The organism is Brevundimonas vesicularis (assembly GCF_044807075.1).
Lineage (GTDB): Bacteria > Pseudomonadota > Alphaproteobacteria > Caulobacterales > Caulobacteraceae > Brevundimonas > Brevundimonas vesicularis_G.
In genome coordinates, this window is record NZ_CP085234.1 from 2,851,611 (window position 1) to 2,874,034 (window position 22,424).

General features: G+C 66.9%; 15 protein-coding genes. 4 read left to right on the forward strand and 11 right to left on the reverse strand.

The window, feature by feature from the left end; translation table 11 throughout:
- The first annotated feature begins 171 nt into the window (after positions 1-171).
- Together LG306_RS14405 and LG306_RS14410 are read left to right on the forward strand one after the other, a co-directional pair.
- Positions 172-2,019 (forward strand): glycoside hydrolase family 15 protein, encoded by a 1,848-nt coding sequence (locus LG306_RS14405; protein ID WP_404415878.1) that lies wholly within the window; start codon positions 172-174, stop codon positions 2,017-2,019.
- Positions 2,012-2,905: an SDR family oxidoreductase gene (locus tag LG306_RS14410; protein ID WP_404415881.1), complete on the forward strand. Its 894-nt coding sequence runs from the start codon at positions 2,012-2,014 to the stop codon at positions 2,903-2,905. Before LG306_RS14405 ends, LG306_RS14410 begins: the two co-directional genes overlap by 8 nt.
- 57 nt (positions 2,906-2,962) lie before the next feature.
- Here the strand turns inward: LG306_RS14410 and LG306_RS14415 are convergent, their stop codons facing one another.
- The 10 genes from LG306_RS14415 to LG306_RS14460 form a co-directional block, all read right to left on the reverse strand.
- The gene (locus tag LG306_RS14415; protein WP_404415883.1) at positions 2,963-5,311 is read right to left on the reverse strand and encodes an SDR family oxidoreductase; all 2,349 of its coding nucleotides are present in this window, start codon (positions 5,309-5,311) and stop codon (positions 2,963-2,965) included.
- Positions 5,308-6,666 (reverse strand): alpha/beta fold hydrolase, encoded by a 1,359-nt coding sequence (locus LG306_RS14420; RefSeq protein WP_404415886.1) that lies wholly within the window; start codon positions 6,664-6,666, stop codon positions 5,308-5,310. The genes LG306_RS14415 and LG306_RS14420 overlap by 4 nt, the downstream gene beginning before the upstream one ends.
- 137 nt (positions 6,667-6,803) lie before the next feature.
- Complete coding sequence (locus tag LG306_RS14425; RefSeq protein WP_404415889.1) at positions 6,804-10,082, reverse strand: DEAD/DEAH box helicase; 3,279 nt, start codon at positions 10,080-10,082, stop codon at positions 6,804-6,806.
- A 263-nt stretch (positions 10,083-10,345) separates the two neighbouring features.
- Complete coding sequence (locus tag LG306_RS14430) at positions 10,346-11,863, reverse strand: aldehyde dehydrogenase family protein (RefSeq protein ID WP_404415892.1); 1,518 nt, start codon at positions 11,861-11,863, stop codon at positions 10,346-10,348.
- A gap of 134 nt (positions 11,864-11,997) precedes the next feature.
- Positions 11,998-12,972, reverse strand: a complete 975-nt coding sequence (locus LG306_RS14435) for a GAF domain-containing protein (protein WP_404415895.1) — start codon at positions 12,970-12,972, stop codon at positions 11,998-12,000.
- A gap of 87 nt (positions 12,973-13,059) precedes the next feature.
- Positions 13,060-13,716, reverse strand: coding sequence for an OmpW family protein (locus LG306_RS14440; RefSeq protein ID WP_404415897.1), 657 nt, complete (start codon positions 13,714-13,716; stop codon positions 13,060-13,062).
- A 129-nt stretch (positions 13,717-13,845) separates the two neighbouring features.
- Complete coding sequence (hemN, locus tag LG306_RS14445) at positions 13,846-15,222, reverse strand: oxygen-independent coproporphyrinogen III oxidase (protein ID WP_404415900.1); 1,377 nt, start codon at positions 15,220-15,222, stop codon at positions 13,846-13,848.
- Positions 15,209-15,358 carry a cytochrome bd-I oxidase subunit CydX gene (gene cydX, locus LG306_RS14450; RefSeq protein WP_017504187.1) on the reverse strand — a complete coding sequence of 50 codons (150 nt, stop codon included), beginning with the start codon at positions 15,356-15,358 and terminating at the stop codon, positions 15,209-15,211. The genes hemN and cydX overlap by 14 nt, the downstream gene beginning before the upstream one ends.
- A 19-nt stretch (positions 15,359-15,377) precedes the next feature.
- Complete coding sequence (gene cydB / locus LG306_RS14455) at positions 15,378-16,526, reverse strand: cytochrome d ubiquinol oxidase subunit II (protein WP_205682870.1); 1,149 nt, start codon at positions 16,524-16,526, stop codon at positions 15,378-15,380.
- Positions 16,527-16,550: 24 nt separating this feature from the next.
- The gene (locus tag LG306_RS14460; protein ID WP_404419744.1) at positions 16,551-18,131 is read right to left on the reverse strand and encodes a cytochrome ubiquinol oxidase subunit I; all 1,581 of its coding nucleotides are present in this window, start codon (positions 18,129-18,131) and stop codon (positions 16,551-16,553) included.
- A 196-nt stretch (positions 18,132-18,327) separates the two neighbouring features.
- On the opposite strand from LG306_RS14460, the gene cydD reads away from it, so the two are divergent.
- Positions 18,328-19,932, forward strand: a complete 1,605-nt coding sequence (cydD, locus tag LG306_RS14465; RefSeq protein WP_404415905.1) for a thiol reductant ABC exporter subunit CydD — start codon at positions 18,328-18,330, stop codon at positions 19,930-19,932.
- Entirely contained in the window at positions 19,929-21,575 is a 1,647-nt protein-coding gene (locus LG306_RS14470; RefSeq protein WP_404415908.1) for an amino acid ABC transporter ATP-binding/permease protein, read from the forward strand. Before cydD ends, LG306_RS14470 begins: the two co-directional genes overlap by 4 nt.
- Here the strand turns inward: LG306_RS14470 and LG306_RS14475 are convergent.
- The gene (locus LG306_RS14475) at positions 21,572-22,309 is read right to left on the reverse strand and encodes a helix-turn-helix domain-containing protein (RefSeq protein ID WP_404415911.1); all 738 of its coding nucleotides are present in this window, start codon (positions 22,307-22,309) and stop codon (positions 21,572-21,574) included. The genes LG306_RS14470 and LG306_RS14475 overlap by 4 nt on opposite strands.
- Positions 22,310-22,424 lie beyond the last annotated feature (115 nt).

The following is a 22,424-nucleotide window of genomic DNA, read 5'->3' on the forward strand; positions in this document are numbered from 1 at the left end:
AAGCGTACCGTTGTCCAACTCCTCCCGTCGCTAAAGCCGCCATCGTCGCTGGGCTTTGATCATCCGAAGGATCGCCATGCCGGTCATCGTCGTCACTGGAGCCAGAACCGGCATTGGTCTGGCCACCCCGACCGTCGCTCTGATCGGCCTTGCGATTGGGGCGTTCAAACGATGAGCGCGACGGCCTTTACGCCCCAACCCGGTCGCGCCTCGGAGGCGTTGCGTCCAGACGGTTACGTCGCTCTGGAAGACTATGGCGTTCTGGGTGAAGGCCGGACGGTGGCGCTTTCAGCACTGGATGGCGGCATCGACTGGTGGTGCGTGCCGGCGATCGATGCGCCGCCGCTTTTCGACCGCCTGCTGGATCCGGAGGGCGGCCGGTTTTCGATCACGCCCACCGAGCCCTTCACCGCGACCCGCCGCTATCGTCCCGACAGCAATGTGCTGGAGACGGAGTTCACTACCGCTAGCGGGCGCGCGCGCCTGACCGAAAGCCTGAACAGCGGCACGGCCGGTCGTTTGCCCTGGTGCGAACTGGCCCGCCGTATCGATGGCCTCGAGGGCGAGGTGACCTTCGCCCTGGACATGCGTCTGGGGCGACGCGGCGATACGGCCAATCCGTATCATTCGAAGATTGGCGACCACACGGTCTTCCACGTCGAGCGGGTGCTCGGCCTGTTCGTCCACGATCCGCGCATCTCATGCGAATGGTCCGACGAGGGCATTGTCGGAACCATCGTTGTCGGCGCAGGCGAGCGGCGCACCGTGGCCATCGTCGCCGGGCGGGACGAGCCGCTGGTCGTACCCTCCATCGAAGAAATCGACGCCCGCATCGACCTGTCGGATCAGGAATGGCGGGATTGGGCGGCGCGCTTGAACTGCCCCGGCCTGTATCGCGACGACTTCATCCGCAGCGCCCTGGCGTTGAAGTTGCTGCTGTACTCGCCGTCGGGCGCCATCGCCGCGGCGGCCACGACCTCCCTGCCCGAGCGTCTGGGCGGCGACAAGAACTGGGATTATCGCTACGCCTGGCTGCGTGACGCCGGCTATACGATCGAGGCCTTCCTGGCGGCCGGCGCCCAGGCCGAGGCCAAGGCCGCCTTCAGCTGGCTGTTGATGCAGCTGAAGCGCCATGGCGCCAAGGTTTGCTACAGCCTGGACGGCGCACTCGTGCCGCCGGAAACGCATTGGGACATGCCGGGCTACCAAGGCTCGCGTCCGGTCGTCACCGGAAACCGTGCCGCCGACCAGGCTCAGCACGGCGTGTTCGGCGACATCTTTGAGACCGCCTCGCGCTTCGTCGGGTGCGGCAACATCCTCGACAGCGCCAGCGCCCAGCAGCTGTCGGAGCTTGCGGACCAGTGCGCCGACGCCTGGCGACAGCCGGACGCGGGCATGTGGGAGCTGGAGGATCAGCAGCACTACACCATGTCCAAGATCAGCTGCTGGCAGGCCCTGGCCCGCGCGGTCGAACTGGCGGACGCGGGACAACTGCCGACGACGTGCCGGGATCGCTGGCGGCGGGAGCGCGACCGGATTTTCGACTGGGTCGAGACGCATTGCTGGTCGGACAGCCTTCAGGCCTTCGTCATGTATCCGGGTAGCGACAAGCTGGACGCCGCCCTGGCCTTGGCCGTACGGTTCCGCTTCGACGGCGAAGAGCGGCTGCGCGCCACCCTTGAGGCGCTGGATCGCCATCTCGGCGCTGGCGCCTTCCACTATCGCTATACCGGCATGCAGGCCGAGGAAGGGTGCTTCATCGCCTGTTCCTTCTGGATCGCCGAAGCCTGGGCGACGCTCGGCGAACCGGACAAGGCGCGCGCCCGCATCAACGGCCTGCGCGAAGCCCTCAGCGGCCGCTGGGGCATGCTGACCGAGATGATCGATCCGGACACCGGCGCCTACCTCGGCAACATGCCGCAGGGGCTCAGCCACCTCGCGCATCTGACCGCCCTGACCGCCGTCGGAAAGGCGCAGACCTCTTCACCCCAGCCCGAAACGGAGACGTTCCATGACTGATCGACTGACCCTTCAGGATCCGCGCGAGCAATATCCAAAGCCGCCCTTCCCGCGCCAACCGCAGCCCGTGCCCGGCGAAGCGCGCGAGATGGACCCAAAGCCCGATCATGGCGAGGACAGCTATCAGGGTTCCGGCAAGCTGAAAGGACGCAAGGCCCTGATCACCGGTGCGGACAGCGGCATCGGCCGCGCGGCCGCCATCGCCTATGCCCGGGAAGGCGCCGACGTGGCCCTCTCCTATCTGCCGTCCGAGCGCAAGGACGCCGCCGAAGTCATCGCCCTGAGCGAGGCCGAAGGCCGCAAGGCCATCGACCTGCCCGGCGACATCACCGATGAAAACTGGTGCCGACAAATGGTCGAACAGGCCGTGTCCGAGCTGGGCGGACTGGACATCTTGGTCATCAACGCCGGCCGCCAACAGTATCGTGAGGACATCTCGCAGGTGACGTCGGAAGACTTCGACAAGACCTTGAAGACCAACCTCTACGCCATGCACTGGATCGCCCAGGCGGCGGTGCCGCATCTGCCGGCGGGCGCCTCGGTCATCACCACCGCCTCGATTCAGGCCTATGAGCCTTCGGCCATCCTGCTGGACTACGCCACCACCAAGGCCGGGATCGTCGCCTACACCAAGGCCCTGTCCAAGCAGCTGATCGAAAAGGGCATACGCGCCAATGTGGTGGCGCCCGGCCCCTTCTGGACGCCGCTGCAGTCGTCCGGCGGACAGCCGCAAGAGGCCGTGATGAAGTTCGGCGAACAGGTGCCGCTGGGTCGTCCGGGCCAGCCTGTCGAGATCGCCCCGGTCTATGTGCTGCTTGCCTCGCAGGAAGGCAGCTACATCACGGGCGAAGTGTTCGGCGTCACCGGCGGCATGGGCGTCGCCTGACAAGACAAAACCGGCGGCGGCATCGTCCCGCCGCCGGTCTCTTTCTCGGCCCTACGACTAGCCGGCGATGGTGGCGACCGAACCGGAATCCACCCGGATGCCCGCGCCGTTGATAAAGCTGGCGCGTTCCGAGCACAGGAAGGCGACGGCCGCTGCGACCTCCTCCGGCTTGCCCCTGCGATCCAGCGTCATGCCGGGACGTTCTTCCTTCAGGAAGCTCTTGATCGCCTCCTCGAAGGTTTCGCCGCGTTCCTCGGCGCGCTTCTTCATCATGGCGTCGGTCATCGGGGTGGCGATGAAGGCGGGCGAGACCGTGTTCACCAGCACATTGTCGCAGCCGTAGGCCTTGGACAGACCCTTCGCCAGGCTGAGAATGCCAGCTTTCGAGGCGCAATAGGCCAGTTCATCGATATAGGGCTGCACCGCATCTTCCGAAGCGAACAGGACGATGCGGCCCCAGCCCGAACGCCGCATGGCCGGAATGGCCTGGCGGCACATCCGCACCGCGCCCATCAGATTGATGTCGAGCGTCTCCAGCCAACCGGCGTCATCGACATCCAGGAAATCGCCGGTCGCGCCGGTCACGCCCGCTGCGTTCACATAGATGTCCGGATCGCCCATGCGGTCTCGGACCTCCGCCCACAGCCGTTCAACATCGCCGGCCTTGGTCACGTCGCCCGTCACGCCGATGCATTCCCCCAACGCGGAAAGCGCTTGGACAGCTTCATCCAGCGTGCCGTCCGGCTTGTCGGTCAGGGCGACCCGTACGCCGGCTTCCAGCAGCAGCCGCGCCGTCTCCTTGCCCATGCCGGAATCGGCGCCGGAAATAAGGGCGATACGCCCCTTGATCCCGAGGTCCATCACAAATCTCCTGTTCGTTGACGTTCGAGGAAGCGATCGGCCGTGCGCAGGGCGACGGCCATGAGGGTCAAGGCCGGATTGGCCGAAAGCGCGCTGGGGAAAGACGGAGTTGTCGCAGACGTACAGATTGTCGATCTCGACGCTGCACCCCTCGGCGTCGACGACCGCCCCGTCCGACTTGTCCCCCATCCGGCAGCCGCCGATGGTGTGCGCCGACCGGGCCACCGCGAAGATGTCCTCGGCGCCGGCGGCGGTCCAAATCTCCGTCATGACGCGCCGGGCATGGGCGTCCAGACGCCGCTCGTTCTCGCCATAGCTGAAGTCGATCCGCGCCTTGCGCAGTCCGACGGCGTCGACCTCATCGGACAGAGTCAGGCGGTTGTCGTCGTTCGGCAGACACTCTCCATTGATGCCGATCCCGGCGAGCCGGCGGTAGTTGCGCAGCGTATCGATCAGCGGCGCGCCCCAGGGGCCCGCGCCGCGCGCGAACCCGCCCGCCAGGGTGACCGGCATGACGCCAAGGCTTTGGATCAGATAGCCGCCGGCGAAGTTCGCGTCCGACGGACGCACCATGTCTTCGCTGATCAGGGAAGAGGGATAGCCGCGGTTCATCGACATGTCGGCGTCGAACCGGCCCCAGACCTGGGTCGCCACATGGGTCATGAAATTGCGGCCGACCTCGCCGCCGGCGTTGCCTAATCCCCAGTTCAGTAGCAGCCGCGGCGTCTCGACACCGCCCGCGCAGAGGAACAGCGCTCCACAGTTCAGTCGATGATCCTGCCCGTCGCGACGATAGATCACCGACTTGATCCGCCCGCTGGCGTCACGCTCCACGCCTATGGCCCGCGCGTTGGCGATGATCGTGGCGCCATTGGCTGCGGCCATCGGCAAAAAACTGTTGTCCGCGCCGCCCTTGGCGCCGGTTCTGCATCCCTGGTGGCACGCGCCGCAGTTGACGCAGGCCATGCGGTAGGGCGTCGTCCCCGCCTCGCGATCGCGGGACAGCACGGCCGCCGGCGCATCCGTGACCATCAACCCGACACCCCTTGCGCCGCGGGCCATCGCATCCGCCGGGGCGTTGCGCGGGACAGGCGGATAGGTGAACTGTCGCCCGCCCCACGGATAGTCGGCCGGGCCTGAGACCCCGATCACCGTCTCTACGGTGTCGACATAGGATTTCAATTCGTCCCAGCCGAACGGCCAGTCCCGCCCGCGTCCCGTCTCCGAGGCCAGCGTCAGATCACGGGGATCGGGTCGCGGGCAGAAGGCGCCCCAGTGCAGCAACGAGCCGCCGACGCCCTGGCCGGAGTTGTTGGCCCCAAAGGCGGTCGGGTCGCGCCCTCCACTGAGGCGCTCCTCCATCCAATAAAGGTCTGCCATCGTTTCGTCGGGCGTATGCTCAGCCGGATCGAAGGCCCGCCCTGCCTCCATCACCGTGACCGACAGCCCGGCCTTCGCCAGCCTGGCCGCGATCGGAGCCCCGCCGGCCCCGCTGCCGATGATGACGACATCGGTTTCGCCGGCCGTCCTTGCAGGCGCGCTCAACCCACGCCCTCCATCGGCAGACGCCAAGGTTCGGTGTGGTCCGCCGCCGTCTGATCGTAGCCCTGAAACCGGCCTTCGCCGCCCGTGGCGAAACCGTCGTAACCGATCTGGACCCAGGTGGCCGGCAGCGACATCCACAGGCGCGCGGCCTCGGATACGACGTCCTCGAACCACAGCTTCATGGCGCCCGCCGAAAGCCGGCCAAGCTCGGCCCATTCGCCCTGTACAATGGCGCGCAGGATGTCGTCCTGGCGATCGTGGGCCAGGGTTGCGAACTCCGGCGCCATGACGGCGATCTCATCCAGCCCGCGTCGCCAGGCCTCGGCGTCCGAGGGAAGATCGGCGAACCGCCACCCGTCGCCCTGTCCGCTGGAGAGGCCCACATCCAGACGTCGCGCCAGATCATCCGGATCGCCTGTACCAGGCAGAATGCGCGCGATCATCGCCGACAGCACGGCGCGCTGGGTCGGGTTCAGGACGCCGCCGTCGGCTGGCGCCGGACCGAAGTGACGATCCAGCATTGCGCGGCGGGTGCGATCCGACACGCGATCGGACGCCATCAGATCCACGAAGACTGGAGGCAACGCGATTGAAGCAACTTTCTCGACAAACTCCAGAACCAGGCCGGCGAGACGGTCTGGCTGTTCCTGAGGGATCAGATGCGCCGCATTCGACACGACCACCACGTCAGCGGCGCGATAGTGAGGGGCGTTGACACGCCGCTGCGCGGCCTCGCCCAAATCGCCATCCTCCGCGCCGGCGATGATCAGGGCGGGGAAAGGCAGGACGCCGACTTGATCGGACCAGTCCTCGCGCGATCCTTCGGCCAGCCATCCGCGCCAGGCTTCGGGGCTGGTTCGGGTGAAATCGGCCAGCGCCTGATCGAAGGCGGCTTGCGGCAGACCGGCCGCGGTATTGGCGTCGATGAACTGGCGTCCCCGATCCTCGATCCTGGTCGGATCGTCGAACCAGGTCAGCATATCCGCACGCCTGCTCTCGTCCATCGGCTCCGGCGAGGGTGGCGATCCGGCGACCAGCACCACGCCCAGCAACCCGCTCAGGCCCGCCACCCCGTCACGCGCCCGCGCGGCGATCAAGGTCGCAAACTTGCCGCCCATGCTGTGGCCGACAATGATCCACCGCGCGAGATCAAGATCGGTCAGCCGGCGGTGCAGGTCGTCGAGCACGACCTGGACATCGCCATAGCCCTCCCCCGCCCTGTCCCCGAACCCTGGAAGATCGATCGCGACCGTCACCACCTCATCGGCAAGCCGGTCGATCACCGCGTCCCAATCGTGGCGACTTGAGCCCAGGGAATGAAGGAAGACGACAGTAAGGCGGGTGTCTGTGGGCATGCAGGGGCTTTTTCGAAAGCGAAGACGCGAGACCCCGCCGTGGTCGGGCGGCGGTCGTCGATCAGCGCGCCAGCGGCGGAATTGCTCCCGACAAAACAGACCCCGGACGTCGAAACCGTCTGAAACCCGCCCTGCCCTCAGGCCGCCGCCAATTCGGTCAGAAGTTTCTCGATGAAGGCTGTGTCGTGCGGTTGATCGTTGGCGGCGTCGACGATCATGCGATCCTCGGACCAGCGGCGATCATCGCGCAACGGCAAGGACGCTTCCATGCCGGGCCGACGCGCCGCCGCGATCCGCAACGCCGTCGCCTTCGGTCCCGAAACGATTTCCGTGACGCCGGCATCACGGGCGAGCGCCGCGAGGCGACGGCCGGTGAACAGGTCCTCTGCGGAGTCGGGTAAAGGGCCGAACCGATCTTCGGCCTCGTCTCGCAGGGCGTCGACATCTTCCGCCGTCGCGGCGCGCGCCAACCGGGCGTACAGATTGATGCGCACGGTTTCGTCGGGGATGTAATCCGCCGGCAGATGCCCTGTCGCGCCGACGTTCAGACTGGGAGAGGCTTGGTCTGGATCGGGACCGCCTTTTGCAGCCGCGAGCGCCCGAGCCAGGACGGCCTGATAAAGGGCCGAGCCGATCAGCCTGACATGTCCGGCCTGTTCCTCACCCACCAGATCGCCGCCGCCGCGCAGGTCCAGATCGCGCCCGCTGATCGCGAAGCCCGCCCCCAGTCGGTCCAGCGCCTCCAGCGTCTGCAAGCGCGCTTCCGTCGCCGCCGCCATCGGCGTTTCGGGATCGGAAAGCAGATAGGTGAAGCCCTGTCGCCGCCCCCTGCCGACCCGCCCGCGCAGCTGATGCAATTGCGCCAGGCCGAACCGGTCAGGCCGCCAGACCAACATCGTATTGGCGCGCGGCACATCCAGGCCGGTCTCGATGATGTTCGTGGCCAGAAGCACGTCCCCCTCGCCGTCGGAGAACCGGCTCATAACCTCGTCGATCGCGGACGGGGACATGTCGCCGTGCGCCGACACCACCGACAACTCGGGCGTCAGGGTCTTCAAGCGTTCCGCCAAGGGTTCCATATCCTCGATCCGCGGCACGACCACGAAACTCTGGCCGCCTCGCGCCTTCTCGCGCATCAGCGACAAGCGAACCGCCCCGGCGTCGAACGGGGTCATGAAGGTTCGGATTGGCCGACGTCGCGCAGGCGGACTGGCGATCAGGCTGACGTCCTGAATGCCGACCATGGCGCTTTGAAGAGTTCTCGGGATCGGGGTGGCCGACATCGACAACAGATGCGGCGCCTTCTCTGCCAAAGCCGATTTCATCTGCGCGCCGAAGCGGTGCTCCTCATCGATGATGACAAGCCCGAGGTCGGAAAACGCCAACCCCTCCGACGCCAGCGCCTGCGTACCCACAACGAGGCGCATTGAACCATCCGCCAGTCCAGCCTTGACCGTCCGCGCCTCTGCGCTGTCTGCGGCGCGCGACAGGTGGCCGATTTGAATGTCCGTGTCCTTGAACCGCCTCTTGAACACCTCGAAATGCTGGCGCGCCAGGACGGTGGTCGGGGCGACGACGATGACCTGTTTGCCGGCAAGGGCCACGGCCGCCGCAGCGCGCAGGGCGACCTCGGTCTTGCCGAAACCGACATCACCGCAGACGAGCCGGTTCATGGGCTTGCCGGATCCCAGGTCCGACAGGACCGCCTCGATGGCGCGCGCCTGATCAGCCGTTTCGGGGAAGGCGAACCCGGCGGCGAACCGTGCCAGCGCCTGACGCGGCGCGGTGATCGGCTCGGTCCTCAGCGCTGCACGCGCTTCGGCCCGGGCGGACAGGGCGGTTGCGGCCTCGTCAATCTGCGCGCTGACCTTGGCGCGGCGCTTGAGCCATCCTTGGGTGTTCAGCCGATCCAGCGACACCGCGTCCGGCTCCGAGCCGTAGCGCCAGATTTTGCCGAACTCCTCGATTGGCGCGAGGATGGCCCCACCGCCGTGATACTCGATGCGCAGAACGTCGCGCTCTACACCATCGGCAGGGACCCTTTCCAAAGCCTTCAGGACGCCCAGGCCGTGGTCTTCGTGGATGACCACGTCGCCCAGCCGCAACTCAGTCTCCCCAAAGGCGTCCGAGGCGTCGTTCGATCCGCGCGCGATCCGCCCGCCGAAAATGTCCGAAGGCGTCAGAACGACCAGACCAGCCGCAGATTGCCGGAAGCCGATGTCCAGATCGGCGCGCACGAAGCCGATCTCCGAGGGTTTGAGATCTGTGATGCCGCTCCAGTCGCTCAGAGCGACGGGCGCATCGACGCCATGACGGCGAAGCAGTCGTGCGATGATCCGGTGTTCGTGCGTCAGCCCGGTAAGGATTACGCGATCGCCCGCCTCGCAACGCTCGGCGATGAACTGTTTCAGGGCCCGCCCCGGCGCCCTTTCCAGCGCAAAGCCCGGCGCGGGCGCAAAGGCGTCCACATCCAGTGTCGCCGACCCTTTCAGCGCCTTTTCGATCTCGGCAGCTGTCAGATAGAGCCCGTCAGGCGCGGGCGGCCGCTCACCCTCGCTGAAGCGCAGTCGCGTCTCATAGGCTTCGGCCACGTGCGCGCGGATCCGCTCGAACCGATCCTCCACCCCGATGTCGGTCAGCATCGTCGGCTTGTCCAGGAAGTCGAACACCGTGGTGGAGGCCGCCTTGTCCGCTGCCCATCCCCCTTCCTGACTGGCGTCATCGTCGTTCGTGAGCTGGCTGGACGCCCACTCGGCGGCCGGGGTCAGGCGGATCGCATCGATCTCGACGTCCCGACGCTGCGACACCGGATCGAAGGCGTGGATCTCGATAATCCGGTCGGCGTCATCAAGGACGATGCGGTACGGCGTCGCGGACGCTGGCGGGAAGACGTCGATGACTGCGCCGAGCAAGGCATATTCGCCAGGCTCGTCGACACGCTCATCCGCCGCATAGCCCGTCGCAAGCAGGAAGGTCTCGAGCGCCTCGCGGTCCAGCGTCTGGCCCGCCCCTAAATCAAAGCAGGCGTCGATCCGGTCACGCGAGGGCGTGCGTTGCACGACGGCGTCCGGCGAGGTGACCAGGAAGATCCGACGCTCGCTCGCGCCAGTCAGAGCAGCCAAGACGGCCATTCGCCGTCCCATGCTCTCACGAGACGGCGCGGCGCGATCATACGGCAGGCAATCCCATGGCGGCAGGACCAGAACGTCGGCGTCCTTGACCATCACTGCGAGTGCGGCCGCGATCTCGTCAGCACGGCGTTCGCTAGTCGCGATAAAGACCAACGGCCGCGACACCTTGCCCTTCACGCCCGCCAGTCCGGCCGCTGTAGCGGCCGCCGGCATTTTCCATTTGGACCCCAGGTCCGGGCGTGGGGCCGGACCATCAACCAGCACCTGTTGGCCTGTGGCGGACACGTCCGCACTCATTGGGAAAGTTCTTTCATGACGCTCCAACACAAAGCGCCGGATCGGGTTGCGCTGTCGTTGCGCACGACGCCGCTAATGAGTTTAAGCGCGTCGTGGCGGCGGAGCGCTATCCGCGACACGAAGGATTGGCGCGCCCGCAGCGGCTTGAAAGTCGTCTTCGCCGCTGGCGGATCAGATAACCGAGACCTGACTGAGCGGGCATCGCAGCGCATACGATGGCCGACCCAAGGATCGGCCATCCGCCTCGCCGTTTAGAAGAAGCCCAGTTTGTCGGGGCTGTAGCTGACCAGCAGGTTCTTGGTCTGCTGATAGTGGTCCAGCATCATGCGGTGGTTCTCCCGCCCGATGCCCGACTTCTTGTAGCCGCCGAAGGCCGCATGGGCCGGATACTGGTGATAGCAGTTGGTCCAGACCCGGCCTGCCTGAATGGCGCGACCGGCGCGATAGGCGGTGTTCATGTCGCGCGACCACACCCCGGCGCCCAGGCCGTATTCGGTGTCGTTGGCGATTTCCATGGCCTCTTCGAAGGTCTTGAAGGTCGTCACCGCCAGGACCGGACCGAAGATTTCCTCCTGGAAGATCCGCATGTCGTTGGTGCCTTTGAACACGGTGGGCTTGACGTAATAGCCGCCGGCCAGATCGTCCTTGAGCGCGGCCTGATCGCCGCCGGTCAGAACCTCGGCCCCCTCCTCCCTGCCCAGCTTCAGATAGCCGAGAATTTTCTTCAGCTGCTGGTCTGAGGCCTGGGCGCCGACCATGGTGGCCGGGTCCAGAGGGTCGCCTTGGACGATGGATTCCACCCGGGCGATCGCCTTCTCGATGAAGGCCTCATAGATGTCCTCATGGATCAGAGCGCGGCTGGGGCAGGTGCAGACCTCGCCCTGATTGAGCGCGAACATGGCGAAGCCTTCCAGCGCCTTGTCCAGATAGGCGTCGTCATGATCCATCACGTCTTTGAAGAAGATGTTCGGCGACTTGCCGCCGAGCTCCAGCGTGACCGGAATCAGGTTCTGGGTCGCATACTGCATGATCTTCTGACCAACGGCGGTCGAGCCCGTGAAGGCGATCTTGGCGATGCGCGGATTGGTGGCCAAGGGTTCGCCCACCTCGGCCCCCGTTCCCGAAACGATGTTCAGCACGCCGGCCGGCAGCAAATCCTGGATCAGTTCGATCACCACGAGGATGGACGCCGGGGTCTGCTCCGCCGGCTTCAGCACGATGCAGTTGCCCGCCGCCAGGGCCGGAGCGATCTTCCAGGCCGCCATCAGGATCGGGAAATTCCAGGGGATGATTTGCCCCACCACGCCGAGCGGCTCATGGAAATGATAGGCGACCGTGTCGTGGTCCAGTTCCGAAATCCCGCCTTCCTGCGCCCGGATGCAGCCGGCGAAGTAGCGGAAATGGTCGATCGCCAGGGGGATGTCGGCGGCCGTGGTCTCGCGCACCGGCTTGCCGTTGTCCCAGGTCTCCGCCTCTGCGACGGCTTGCAGATTGGCTTCGATCCGGTCGGCGATCCTGTTCAGGATGACGGCGCGTTCGGCGACGCTGGTTCGCCCCCAGGCGTCCTTGGCGGCGTGTGCGGCGTCCAGCGCCAGTTCGACGTCGGCCGCGTCCGATCGTGCGACCTCGCACAGGACGCGGCCGTTCACCGGCGAGGTGTTCTCGAAATAGCGGCCGTTGACGGGCGCGACCCACTGTCCGCCGATGAAGTTGTCGTAGCGCGCCTTGAACTTGGGCGTTGCTGCGCGGGTGAATTCGGGTTTGGTCATCATGGCCTCCTGCGTGTTCCTCTGGCGTCGATTGTCGACGTCGTTGGATCGGAAGGTCATCGCTGGGCGATGATGGCGCCAGACGGCCGGATAATGGTGCAGTGCAAACCTGTCTCAGGACTGCGACAGTTTGCTCACGCCGGTTCGTTCACCAGTCCCAGGCGATGCAGCTTACGGTGCAATGTCGCCCGGCTGACCCCGAGCGCGCGAGCTGCTTTGGAGACATTGCCTCCGCTCAACGCCAAGGCGCGACGCACAGCGCCCCGTTCGGCGTCCAGCAGATCGGCCTCCAGGGCGCCGGCGCCCAACACTTCCGACGCCGCCAGTTGGCCTGCGATCCGTTCATCGGTGATGGCCAAGGCGAGGCGCGCGGCGCGCGTCGCTCCGACGACCAGATCATCCCTATCCACCGCCAGAAGACCCGCCGTGTTCCGGCCCGCCGGATCGCCAGTCAGGACGATCCGAGCATGGGGGAAGGCCAACCGAAAGGTCTGCGCCTCGATCGCCCTGGCGGCGTCCGCCACTGCGGCCGCAATCAGGCCCATCACGCCTTGGCTCGCATCGGCCCGGCACGACGATACGTCCAGCAGGCCCGCCAGACGTCCTTGCGGGTCGTAGATGGGATGGCTGGTGCAGCTCAGCGCCGTATTTCGCGTATGGAAATGTTGATCGCGATGGATGGTCAGCGGCCGCCGCTCCGCCAGCGCCGTTCCAATCCCATTGGTGCCCTCGACCGCTTCCGACCAGACGGCGCCGGGCCACAGACCCCAGCGCCGAAAGATTTCATCGTCGGCGGCAGCGCCGCGCCGCTCGACCGGGACGCCGTCCGCATCGGTCAGAAGGACACAGCATCCGGTGTCGCCAACGGTCGAAAACAGCCGGTCCAGCACGTCCTGCGCCGCTCTCGCCATCGGCTCCATGGCCTGACGGGCTTCACGCAGTTGCGTGTCCGTCAGGCTCGCGGGTCGTCTGCTGTCTTCAGGATCGAGCCCGTACAAGGACATCGAACGACGCCACGAGGCCGCCAGCGCGGAGCGCGCTTCGCCTCCGGCGTCGTCCAGCGCCTGCTTGATCAGCTTGCCGTGGCCAGTTTCCGTTTGCGCAACCATTGAAGTTCCCTGGCGCTGTCTCGGAAAAGAGCGCCGCATCGGTGTTCCAGTCAATGGGACCAAGGTCGGTGACCAGTAAAGCTTCCGCTAGAATTTCCGGCTGACGCCCAGAGACACGACCCACGGATCGAGATTCACGTTGGACTTCAGGGCGCCGTCGTTGATCTTGGCGTCGGTCTCGAACCAGACCTTCTTGACGTCGACGTTCAGGCTCCAGGGCCCATGAATGCCAACGTCCGCGCCCGCTTGAAGCGCGTAGCCGAAACCGTCGTCCAGATCGACGGCGAAGCCGTTCTTGTCCTTGCCGCTGTAAAACAGCATGTAGTTCACGCCCGCGGCGACATAGGGGCTGAAGCTCCCCTGGCTCAGCGGGCGGTACTGCAGGGTGACCACCGGCGGCAGGACCCAGGTCTCATGCACGGCCACGTCCGTCGCGCCGCCCTGCGCGCGAATCTCGTGCTGGGTTGTGCCCAGGATCGCCTCGACCGCGAGGTGATCGGTCAGGAAGTAGGTGAAGCCCAGGGTCGGCATGACGCTGTCGCCCACATCCACCTTCAGGCCGGTGTCCGCGCCCGCAGCCGTGGTGATGTCGTCATCGGCCTGGGAGAAGACGTCGGTGACGCGCCCGCTCACCAGGAAGTCGCCCTTCTTCGGGGCCTCCCAGGCGACGGATGTCTGAGCGAGGGCTGGCGCGGCGCAGGCGGTGAAGGCGGCGGCGGCAAGCAGCAGGGTCTTGGTATTCATCTTCTGATCCCCGACGCCCTGGCCGCCTCGTGCGGCCTTCGTCAGGCGTCTGAGCGGGGGTGTGCGCCCCGGTGGACGCCTCGGCCTTGATCCAGCGCAAATCGTTCAGCGGGTGGACAATCTGTCCACTCACACCACCCGCGCATGCCTTTGCTGAAGAGCCGCCGCACCGGGATCGAAGGCGGCGCAAACCGCCCTGACGAACGGACGGCCCAGCTCGGTCACCGCCACCACCGTCCCGTCGATCCGCACCAGATCATCGTCGACGAAGCGCTCCAACACGGACCAGGCGCCGGCGACGTCCGACAGGTCTCGACCGCGACGTCGAACGATGGCCGCGAGATCGACGACGAAATCGCACATCAGCCGCTCGATAATCTCGCTGACGAACATGTCGCCTTCGGTCAGGGCGACGCCTCGGGCGACCGGTAGATCGCCCGACTCGACAGCGCGGCGCCAGTCGCGTTCCTGCGGGTGGTTTTGAACATAACCCCTGGTCGTGCGGCTGATCGACGAGGCGCCCAGGCCGATCAGCACGTCTGCGGCGTCGGTGGTGTAGCCCTGGAAGTTGCGATGCAGGCGTCCGGCCCGGTCCGCCACCGCCAACCCGTCGTGCGGCAGGGCGAAATGATCCAGCCCGATCGCCTGCCATCCCTTACCGACCAGATAGCGCGTCGCCGCCTGGCTCTGGGCGAAGCGCGCTTCGGCGTCCGGCAGGTCGGCGTCGTTGATCAACCGCTGATGCGGCTTCATCCACGGCACATGGGCATAGCCGAACAGGGCGATCCGTTCCGGCCTCAGCGTCGTGACCTGGCCCAGGGTGGTGATGACGTTCTCGACGGCCTGAAGCGGCAGGCCGTACATCAGATCCAGGTTGAGGGAGCTCACGCCCTGCCCCCGCAAGGCTTCGGCCGCCCAGCGGATGGTCTCGAAACGTTCCGGCCGGTTCACCGCCGCCTGGACACGCGGCGACAGGTCCTGCACCCCCAGACTGGCGCGGCTCAGGCCGATGCGGCCCGCCGCCTCGACCCATTCCTGCGTCAGGACTTCCGGATCCAACTCGGCGGCGACCTCGAAACAGTCGCCCAGGTCGAACCGCGCGGACAGACCGGCGAACAGTCGTTCCAGATCGTCCGGCGACAGCATGTTCGGGGTGCCGCCGCCCAGATGGATCGAACCGACGCGGACCGGGCGGCCGATCCGCGTCAGAACCAGATCCGCCTCGCGCAGCAGCAGATCGACATAGCTGGAGATGACGCCCGCCCGGTTTACCGCCCGGGTGTTGCAGCCGCAGTACCAACACAGCCGCTTGCAGAACGGCAGGTGCAGATACAGCGAGAACGGCTGATCGGAGGGCGCGCCCCCCAGCCAGTCGGCCCACTCGCCGGGTCCGACGGCGGGCGTGAACTGGGCCGCCGTCGGATAGGAGGTATAGCGCGGCGCATGGGCGTCATAGCGCGCGATCAGGTCGCGAATGGACAGGCGCGCGGGGCTAGAGGGGAACATCGCCCTCTTTCGATGCGTCGGGCGTGGACAGGCCGGCGTCGCCTTCATCAAACAGATGGAACTCGTGCCACAGGCCGTTCAGCACGCCGAAACCGACGGCCAGGCCAAGCCCCAGGATCCAGGAAAAATACCACATGGTTCTGCGCTCCTAAGGGTTAGTACAGATCGGGGTTGGTCTTGAGGGCGGCGGTCGATGTCCGGCCCCAGAGCACGCGATAAACCCAGGCGGTGTACAGCAGCACCAGAGGCAGGAAGATCGCCGTGACAATCAGCATGATGAACAGGGTCAGATGGCTGGATGAGGCGTTCCACACCGTCAGGCTGGACTGAGGATTGACCGAACTGGGCAGGATGAATGGGAACATCGACAGGCCGACGGTGGAGATGATGCCGACGGCCGACAGTGACGATCCGCCGAAAGCCAGCGGCGCGGACCGCCGCCACATGCCGACCAGGCCCACCAGCGCGCCCAGGAAGCCCAAGGCCGGCGCGATCAGCATCCACGGATAGCGGCCGTAGTTGTCCAGCCAGGCGCCGGGCGCAGCCTGAACCGTCGTGCGAAGCGGATTGGAGAAGCCGTTGACGTCTAGCGCGCCGGTGATCCGGTAGCCCAGGCCGCCGTAAGCGACATACAGTCCGCCGACCGCGAACAGGATCAGGGCCAGAACAGCGGCGACCGTGCCGAACAGACGCGCCCGCTCCATCACCGGGCCGGCCTCGGCCTTGACCGACAACCAGGCCGCGCCGTGCAGGACCAGCATGGCCACCGACAACAGGCCGGCGATCAGGCTGAAGGGGGTGAACAGGCCGAGCAGCGTGCCGTCGTAGAAGGACCGCAGGTCGCCATCCAGATGGAAGGGCGCGCCCAACAAAACGTTGCCCACCGCGACGCCGAACACCAGGGCCGGAACGAAGCCGCCGATGAACAGGCACCAGTCCCAAAACGACCGCCACTTCGGCGACGCCCGCTTGGAGCGATATTTGAACGACACCGGCCGCAGGATCAGCGCGGACAGCACCAGGAACATGGCCAGGTAGAAGCCCGAGAAGCTGACCGCATAGACGAAAGGCCAGGCGGCGAAGATCGCGCCGCCGCCCAGGATGAACCACACCTGGTTGCCTTCCCAGGTGGCGCCGACGGTGTTGATCACCATGCGGCGCTCCTCATCCGTCTTGGCGACGAAGGGCAGAAGGGCGCCGACGCCCAGGTCGAAACCGTCGGTCAGGGCGAAGGCGATCAGAAGCACGCCCAGCAGCCCCCACCAGATCAGGCGAAGCGTGGCGAAGTCGAGGGGAAGATCCATTGTCGGATGTCCTAAGGTCTTGGGTCAGGCCACGGCGGGCGCGGGAACGCGCTCGGCCGGCGCTTCGGGGCTGGGTTCGCCGAACGTCTCCTGTTCGTGGAACGGCCCCTTCTTGATGGCGAATAGCATCAGCCGCACCTCGACCACCGCCAGTGCGCCATACAGCAGGGTGAAGCCGACGATGGTGGCCCAAAGCTGCGGCACGGTCAGGGACGAGGCGCCCAGGAAGGTCGGCAGCACGCCCTCCACGGCCCACGGCTGGCGGCCGAACTCGGCCAAGATCCAACCGAACTCGATGGCGATCCATGGCAGCGGGATGGCCAGGACGGCCAGGCGCAGGAACCACTTCGTATGATGCTTGCGCAGGGTGCAGAGCACGAAGGCCGTACCGAACAGGGCGATCATGAACATGCCGATGCCCGCCATGATGCGGAAGCTCCAGAACAGGGCCGGGACGTTGGGCACGGTCTCCCACGCGGTCTGCTGGATCAGCGCAGGCGTGGCCTGGCGGGGATCGGCGACGTGGCGCTTCAGCAGCAGGCCATAGCCCAAGTCGCGGCGGTGGGTCTCGAACACGCCGCGCGCGACGGGATCGGCCGGGTCAGCCTTGACCTTCTCCAGCGCATCATAGGCGATGACGCCGGATTCTATGCGGTCCTCAGCCGTGGCGACCAGTTCGAAGATGCCTTCGACGGGCTTGTCGATGGTGCGGGTGGCGATCAGCCCCATGACCCACGGCACATGGACGCCGAAATGGGTCTCGCGATCCTTCATCGAGGGAACGCCGATCAGCGTCAGGCCAGCGGGCGCAGGCTCGGTGTGCCACATGGCCTCCAGAGCGGCGAGTTTCATCTTCTGGTTATCGGTCAGATTGTAGCCGGACTGGTCGCCCAGCACGACGGCCGACAGCGACGCCGCCAGACCGAAGGCCGAGGCCACCGTCATCGACCGCTTGGCGAAGCCGACGTGCTTGCCGCGCAGCAGATAGAAGGCCGACACGCCCAGCACGAAGACCGAGGCGCAGACATAGCCGGCCGAGACGGTGTGAACGAACTTGGCCTGTGCAACCGGGTTGAACAGCACGGCCATGAAGTCCGTCACCTCCATCCGCATCGTGTCGGGATTGAAGGCGGCGCCGACCGGGTTCTGCATCCAGCCGTTGGCGATCAGGATCCACAGGGCCGACAGATTGGTGCCCAGCGCGACCATGAAGGTGACGAACAGGTGGGCGTGCGGCTTCAGCTTGTCCCAGCCGAAGAACATCAATCCGACGAAGGTCGCCTCCAGGAAGAAGGCCATCAGCCCTTCGATGGCCAGCGGCGCACCGAAGATGTCGCCGACATAGTGGCTGTAGTAGCTCCAGTTCATGCCGAACTGGAACTCCATGGTGATGCCGGTCGCGACGCCCAGCACGAAGTTGATGCCGAACAGCACGCCCCAGAAGCGGGTGATCGTCCGCCAGATGGGCCGGCGGGTCATCACATAGATCGACTCCATGATGACCAGCATGAACGACAGCCCCAGCGTCAGGGGCACGAACAGGAAGTGGTAAAGGGCCGTCAGCGCGAACTGCAGCCGGGACAGGTCGACGACCGCGAGGTCGATCATGGCGTTGCTCCGAGGAATCGGTCTGCTCGACCGACGTTTCGATGGCCGTAGAAGGTGGGCGGGGCGCCCGCCTTGATCTCGATCAAAGCGCCGACAAACGCCCGGCCCTATTGGACGCTTGGTCCTTGGACATTTCGTCCAACGACGTTTTGCCCAATGGCGCGCGGCCTGCGCCGAGCGCTGGAGTCCGTTGATGAGCGCCGTGCCAATCGCCCCTGCCTCTGCGGCCGCCTGGTTGAAGCAGATCGGTCGTCCGTGGAGGCGGCTGACCCTGCTGACGGGCGTGCTGACCATTGCGGACGTCGCACCTGCGATCGGCTTCGCGGCTGGGCTGGCTTTGACCATTTCCAGCCTGGCCTTATCGCCGGCCGCCGCCGCGCCGTGGCTGGCTTTAGCCGTATTTAGCCTGATCGCGCGGGGCCTGATCGGCCAGGCCGCCGTGATCGTCGGCGCGAAGCTGGGTCGGGCGATAAAGACCGACGTCCGAAGCCGCCTGCTGTCGGACCTGTTCGGGCGAGGACGACGATCCAGCGCGCAGATGACGGCCCTGGTCGAGGGGGTCGGCGCGCTGGACGGCTACTATTCGCGGTTTGCTCCTCTGCGCCTCGCTGCCGGGGTTTCGCCGCTGCTGATCATTGCCGCCGCCGCGATCGCCAGCCCGGTGTCGGCGGGCATCCTGCTGTTCACCCTGTTTCCCTTCATCGTCGGCATGGCCCTGGCGGGCACGGCCGCGGCAGGCGAAAGCCGTCGTCAGTTTCAGGCGCTTGAGCGGCTGTCCGGCCTGTTCATCGACCGTATCCGCACCCTGCCCGCCATTCTCGCCTTCGACGCCGTGGGTCGCACGACGGTGCAGATCGCCCAGGCCTCGGACGAGCTGGAGCGCCGCACCGCCCGCGTCATGCGCATCGCCTTCCTGTCGTCGGGCGTGCTGGAGTTCTTCTCGGCCTTGTCGGTCGCGCTGATCGCCGTCTATTGCGGCTTCAACCTGTTGCGGCTGCTGCCCTTCCCCGTTCCCGAGACGCTGGACCTGTCGCGCGCCTTCTTCGTGCTGGCCCTGGCGCCCGAAGTCTATGCGCCGCTGCGCCGCCTTGCGGCCGCCTATCATGATCGCCAGGCCGCCGAGGCCGCGGCCCCATCCCTGATCACGCCAGACCCGCGCCCGGCCCAGCGCACGCCCATCGGCGACCTGGCGCCCGCCATCCATTTCCGCGATGTCGCGATCGCTTATGAAGGCTCAGCGCCGGTCATCGACGGGTTTGATCTCGACATCGCGCCGGGCCAGATCGTGGCGCTGGTGGGCGCCAGCGGCGCGGGCAAGTCCAGTCTTCTGCATCTGCTGCTCGGCCTCGCACCCTTGACGCGCGGCGAGGTCGAGGTGGGCGGCGCGCGGCTCAGCCAGTGCGGCGACATCGCCGGGCGGGTCGCCTGGGCCAGCCAGCACCCGATCGTCACGCCTGGGACCCTGGCCGAGAACATCGCCCTGGCGGATCGCACCGCCTGCCCCGGCCGCATCGGCCTGGCCGCGCGCACGGCGGGCCTGTCCGGCGATCTGGATCGCCCGATCGACGAGCGTGGCGGCGGTCTGTCGGGCGGCGAACGCCGTCGCCTGGGCTTGGCCCGCGCTATCCTGAAGCGGGCGCCGCTACTGGTGCTGGACGAGCCGACCGCCAATCTGGATCCGGCCTCGGAACGCGCCATGCTCGACGTCATCCGTCAGGCCGCGCGCGGCCGCACCACCCTGATCGCCACCCATTCCCCAGCCGTCGCCGCCTTGGCCGACCGCGTGGTGACGCTGTGAGAGTCCCGTCACGCATCGCCGGCCTGATCGGCGCCCAGACTCAGGCCCAGCGCGCCCGGCTTAGGGTCGCAGCGGCCGGCGGCGCCGTCGTCTCGGTAGCGGCCGTCTGTCTGTTGGGGCTGTCGGGCTGGTTTATCACGGGCGCGGCGTTTGCGGGCCTGGCGGGCGCGGCGGCCGCCCAGAGCTTCAACTATATGATGCCCAGCGCCATCATCCGCCTGCTGGCCATCGTCCGCACCGGCGGCCGCTATGTCGAGCGCGTCGCGGGCCATGAGGCGGCTCTAAAGGCGCTCGCCCGCCTGCGCCCGCAGTTGTTCGACGCCATCGCCACAGGCCCGGCCGAGCGCGCTCTGAACCTATCGTCCGGCGAGGTCTCGGCCCGGCTGGTTCAGGACGTGGACGCGGTTCAGACCCTCTTCGTGCGACGCTCGGCGCCTTGGAGCCTGGGCGCCGGCGCCGTTTCCGCCGTGCTGCTGGCCGGCCTCTCCTCCCCCTTGGCTGGCGCGGCCCTGCTCGGCGTGATGATCGCAGCAGTCTTGGGCGGCGTTCTGATCGCTCGCCGCCTCGCCGATCCGGCCGGCCGAGCGGTGCAGACCGGCGCCGGCGCGCTGAAGGATCGCCTCGCCGCCCTGGAGGCCGCCGCGCCCGAGCTGAAGGCCTACGGTCTTGACGACTGGGCGTGCGCGCAGGTCGCGCGGGTCGCCGCCGATCACGACGCGGCGCAGATCGCCCTGACCCGATCGGGCGGCTGGATGGCCGTGTGGCAGGCGGCGGCCAGCGCCCTCGCGGTCGGCGTCGTCATCCCCGCCGCGTCCTCCGCCGACCTGCCGCTGATCGCGCTCGCGGCCTTGGCGGCGGTCATGGGCGTCGAATCCGCTGCGGGGCTGGTTGTCGCCCTGCACCAGAACGGGTCTGCCGCCCAGGCCCTGTCTCGCCTCGACGCCGCCATGCCCACGGCGTCATCCCGTCACGGCCGACCGCTCAGCACTGCGACGCTCGGTCTCGCAAACCTTGGGCCCGAGCTGGCGCCGCCCTACCGCCTCGGCGTCTTCGGTCCCTCCGGCGCAGGCAAGACGACGCTGATCGAACGCCTGATCGGGCTGCGGACGCCCCAGGCCGGCGAGATGCGGCTGGGTGGAATGGACGCCGTCGACATCGCGCCGGAGGATCGGCGCCGGCTGTTCGCCTACGCGGCGCAGGACGTCCGTCTGCTGAACGGATCGGTGCGTGAGAATCTGTTGCTTGCAGGGCCCGCCGACGAGGCGGCCCTGTGGGCGGCGTTGGACGACGCCGCGCTGGGCGACCGGCTCCGCGCCGAACCGTTGGGCCTGGACACCCCGGTCGGCCCCAACGGCGAGCGACTATCAGGCGGGGAGCGACGGCGTCTTGGCTTGGCGCGCGCCTATCTGCGCGATGCGCCCTGGCTGGTGCTGGACGAACCGACGGAAGGTTTGGACGCCGCGACGGAGGCCCAGGTCCTGGACCGCCTTCAGAACCGCCTGGCCAAGCATGGACAAGGCCTGATCCTGGTCAGCCACCGGGCGCCGCCGATGGCGCTCTGCGACCGCTCCATTCGGGTCGAAGGGCTGGGCAGCGACGGACATCTTCGTCTGACCTGCTCGCCAGCCGACTTGGCCGCCTAGGATGCGCCGTTCGCCATGTCTTTCAGGCGGTCAGGGCGCTCGATCCGCAGGTCGTGCAGAGAAACGGCATGGATGACGCCGCTGGTCTTCAACTTGGTCAGCTCGCGACTGACCGTCTCGATCGTGAGGCCGAGATAGTCCGCGATCTCGGATCGGGTCATCGGCAGTCGCACGGCGTTGTCGCCGGAGGGACGCAAGGGATCGCGCGAAAGCATCGTCACCAGGAAGCTGGCCAGGCGTTCGCGTGCGGTCTTGCGGCCGAGCAGAAGCATCTGATCCTGCGCCGCCGTCAGCTCATGCATCGCCCGGCTCAGCAAGGCCGCTTCGAGACTAGGCCGCTCTCGCGCCAAGGCGCGATATTCAGAAGCGCGAAACCGACATACGGTCGTTTCCTCGATCGCCTCCGCAGAGAAGGCATAGGTCTCACCGGCCGTCAGTCCTACGAAATCGCCTGCGAACAGGAAGCCGGTGATCTGGCGGCGACCGTCGGGCAGAAGCTTGTAGATCCGCACAGCGCCCGAGGTGATGTTGAGGACACTGGCGGCGGGTTCATCTTCGCGCGCCATGACATCGCCCGCCGCCAAGACGATCCGCTCGGCGATAGAGTCCAGTCGCACGAGGTCATCGCCGGGAAGGCTGGCGCAGACGCTGAAGGCGCGCGCGCTGCAGCTTGAGCAGACGCAGCTATGGCGTCTTTCGGCGCAATCGGCAGGCAGGGCGCGGACCTTCAGCATTCCGCCTCTCTACCATTGCCGTGAACCTCTCGGGCAGTCTGTTTTTCCGGATGACCCGCCAAACGGTCTTCCGAATGAACCGAAGCAACGTGTGCGTGACCGAACTTCTTCTCAC

What these genes read in the sequence shown, in the direction of transcription:
- LG306_RS14405 (WP_404415878.1), top strand. Translation starts at nt 172, where the DNA reads ATGAGCGCGACGGCCTTTACGCCCCAACCCGGTCGCGCCTCGGAGGCG.
- LG306_RS14410 (WP_404415881.1), top strand. Translation starts at nt 2,012, where the DNA reads ATGACTGATCGACTGACCCTTCAGGATCCGCGCGAGCAATATCCAAAG.
- LG306_RS14420 (WP_404415886.1), bottom strand. Translation starts at nt 6,666, where the DNA reads ATGCCCACAGACACCCGCCTTACTGTCGTCTTCCTTCATTCCCTGGGC.
- LG306_RS14430 (WP_404415892.1), bottom strand. Translation starts at nt 11,863, where the DNA reads ATGACCAAACCCGAATTCACCCGCGCAGCAACGCCCAAGTTCAAGGCG.
- LG306_RS14435 (WP_404415895.1), bottom strand. Translation starts at nt 12,972, where the DNA reads ATGGTTGCGCAAACGGAAACTGGCCACGGCAAGCTGATCAAGCAGGCG.
- LG306_RS14440 (WP_404415897.1), bottom strand. Translation starts at nt 13,716, where the DNA reads ATGAATACCAAGACCCTGCTGCTTGCCGCCGCCGCCTTCACCGCCTGC.
- hemN (WP_404415900.1), bottom strand. Translation starts at nt 15,222, where the DNA reads ATGTTCCCCTCTAGCCCCGCGCGCCTGTCCATTCGCGACCTGATCGCG.
- cydX (WP_017504187.1), bottom strand. Translation starts at nt 15,358, where the DNA reads ATGTGGTATTTTTCCTGGATCCTGGGGCTTGGCCTGGCCGTCGGTTTC.
- cydB (WP_205682870.1), bottom strand. Translation starts at nt 16,526, where the DNA reads ATGGATCTTCCCCTCGACTTCGCCACGCTTCGCCTGATCTGGTGGGGG.
- cydD (WP_404415905.1), top strand. Translation starts at nt 18,328, where the DNA reads ATGAGCGCCGTGCCAATCGCCCCTGCCTCTGCGGCCGCCTGGTTGAAG.
- LG306_RS14475 (WP_404415911.1), bottom strand. Translation starts at nt 22,309, where the DNA reads ATGCTGAAGGTCCGCGCCCTGCCTGCCGATTGCGCCGAAAGACGCCAT.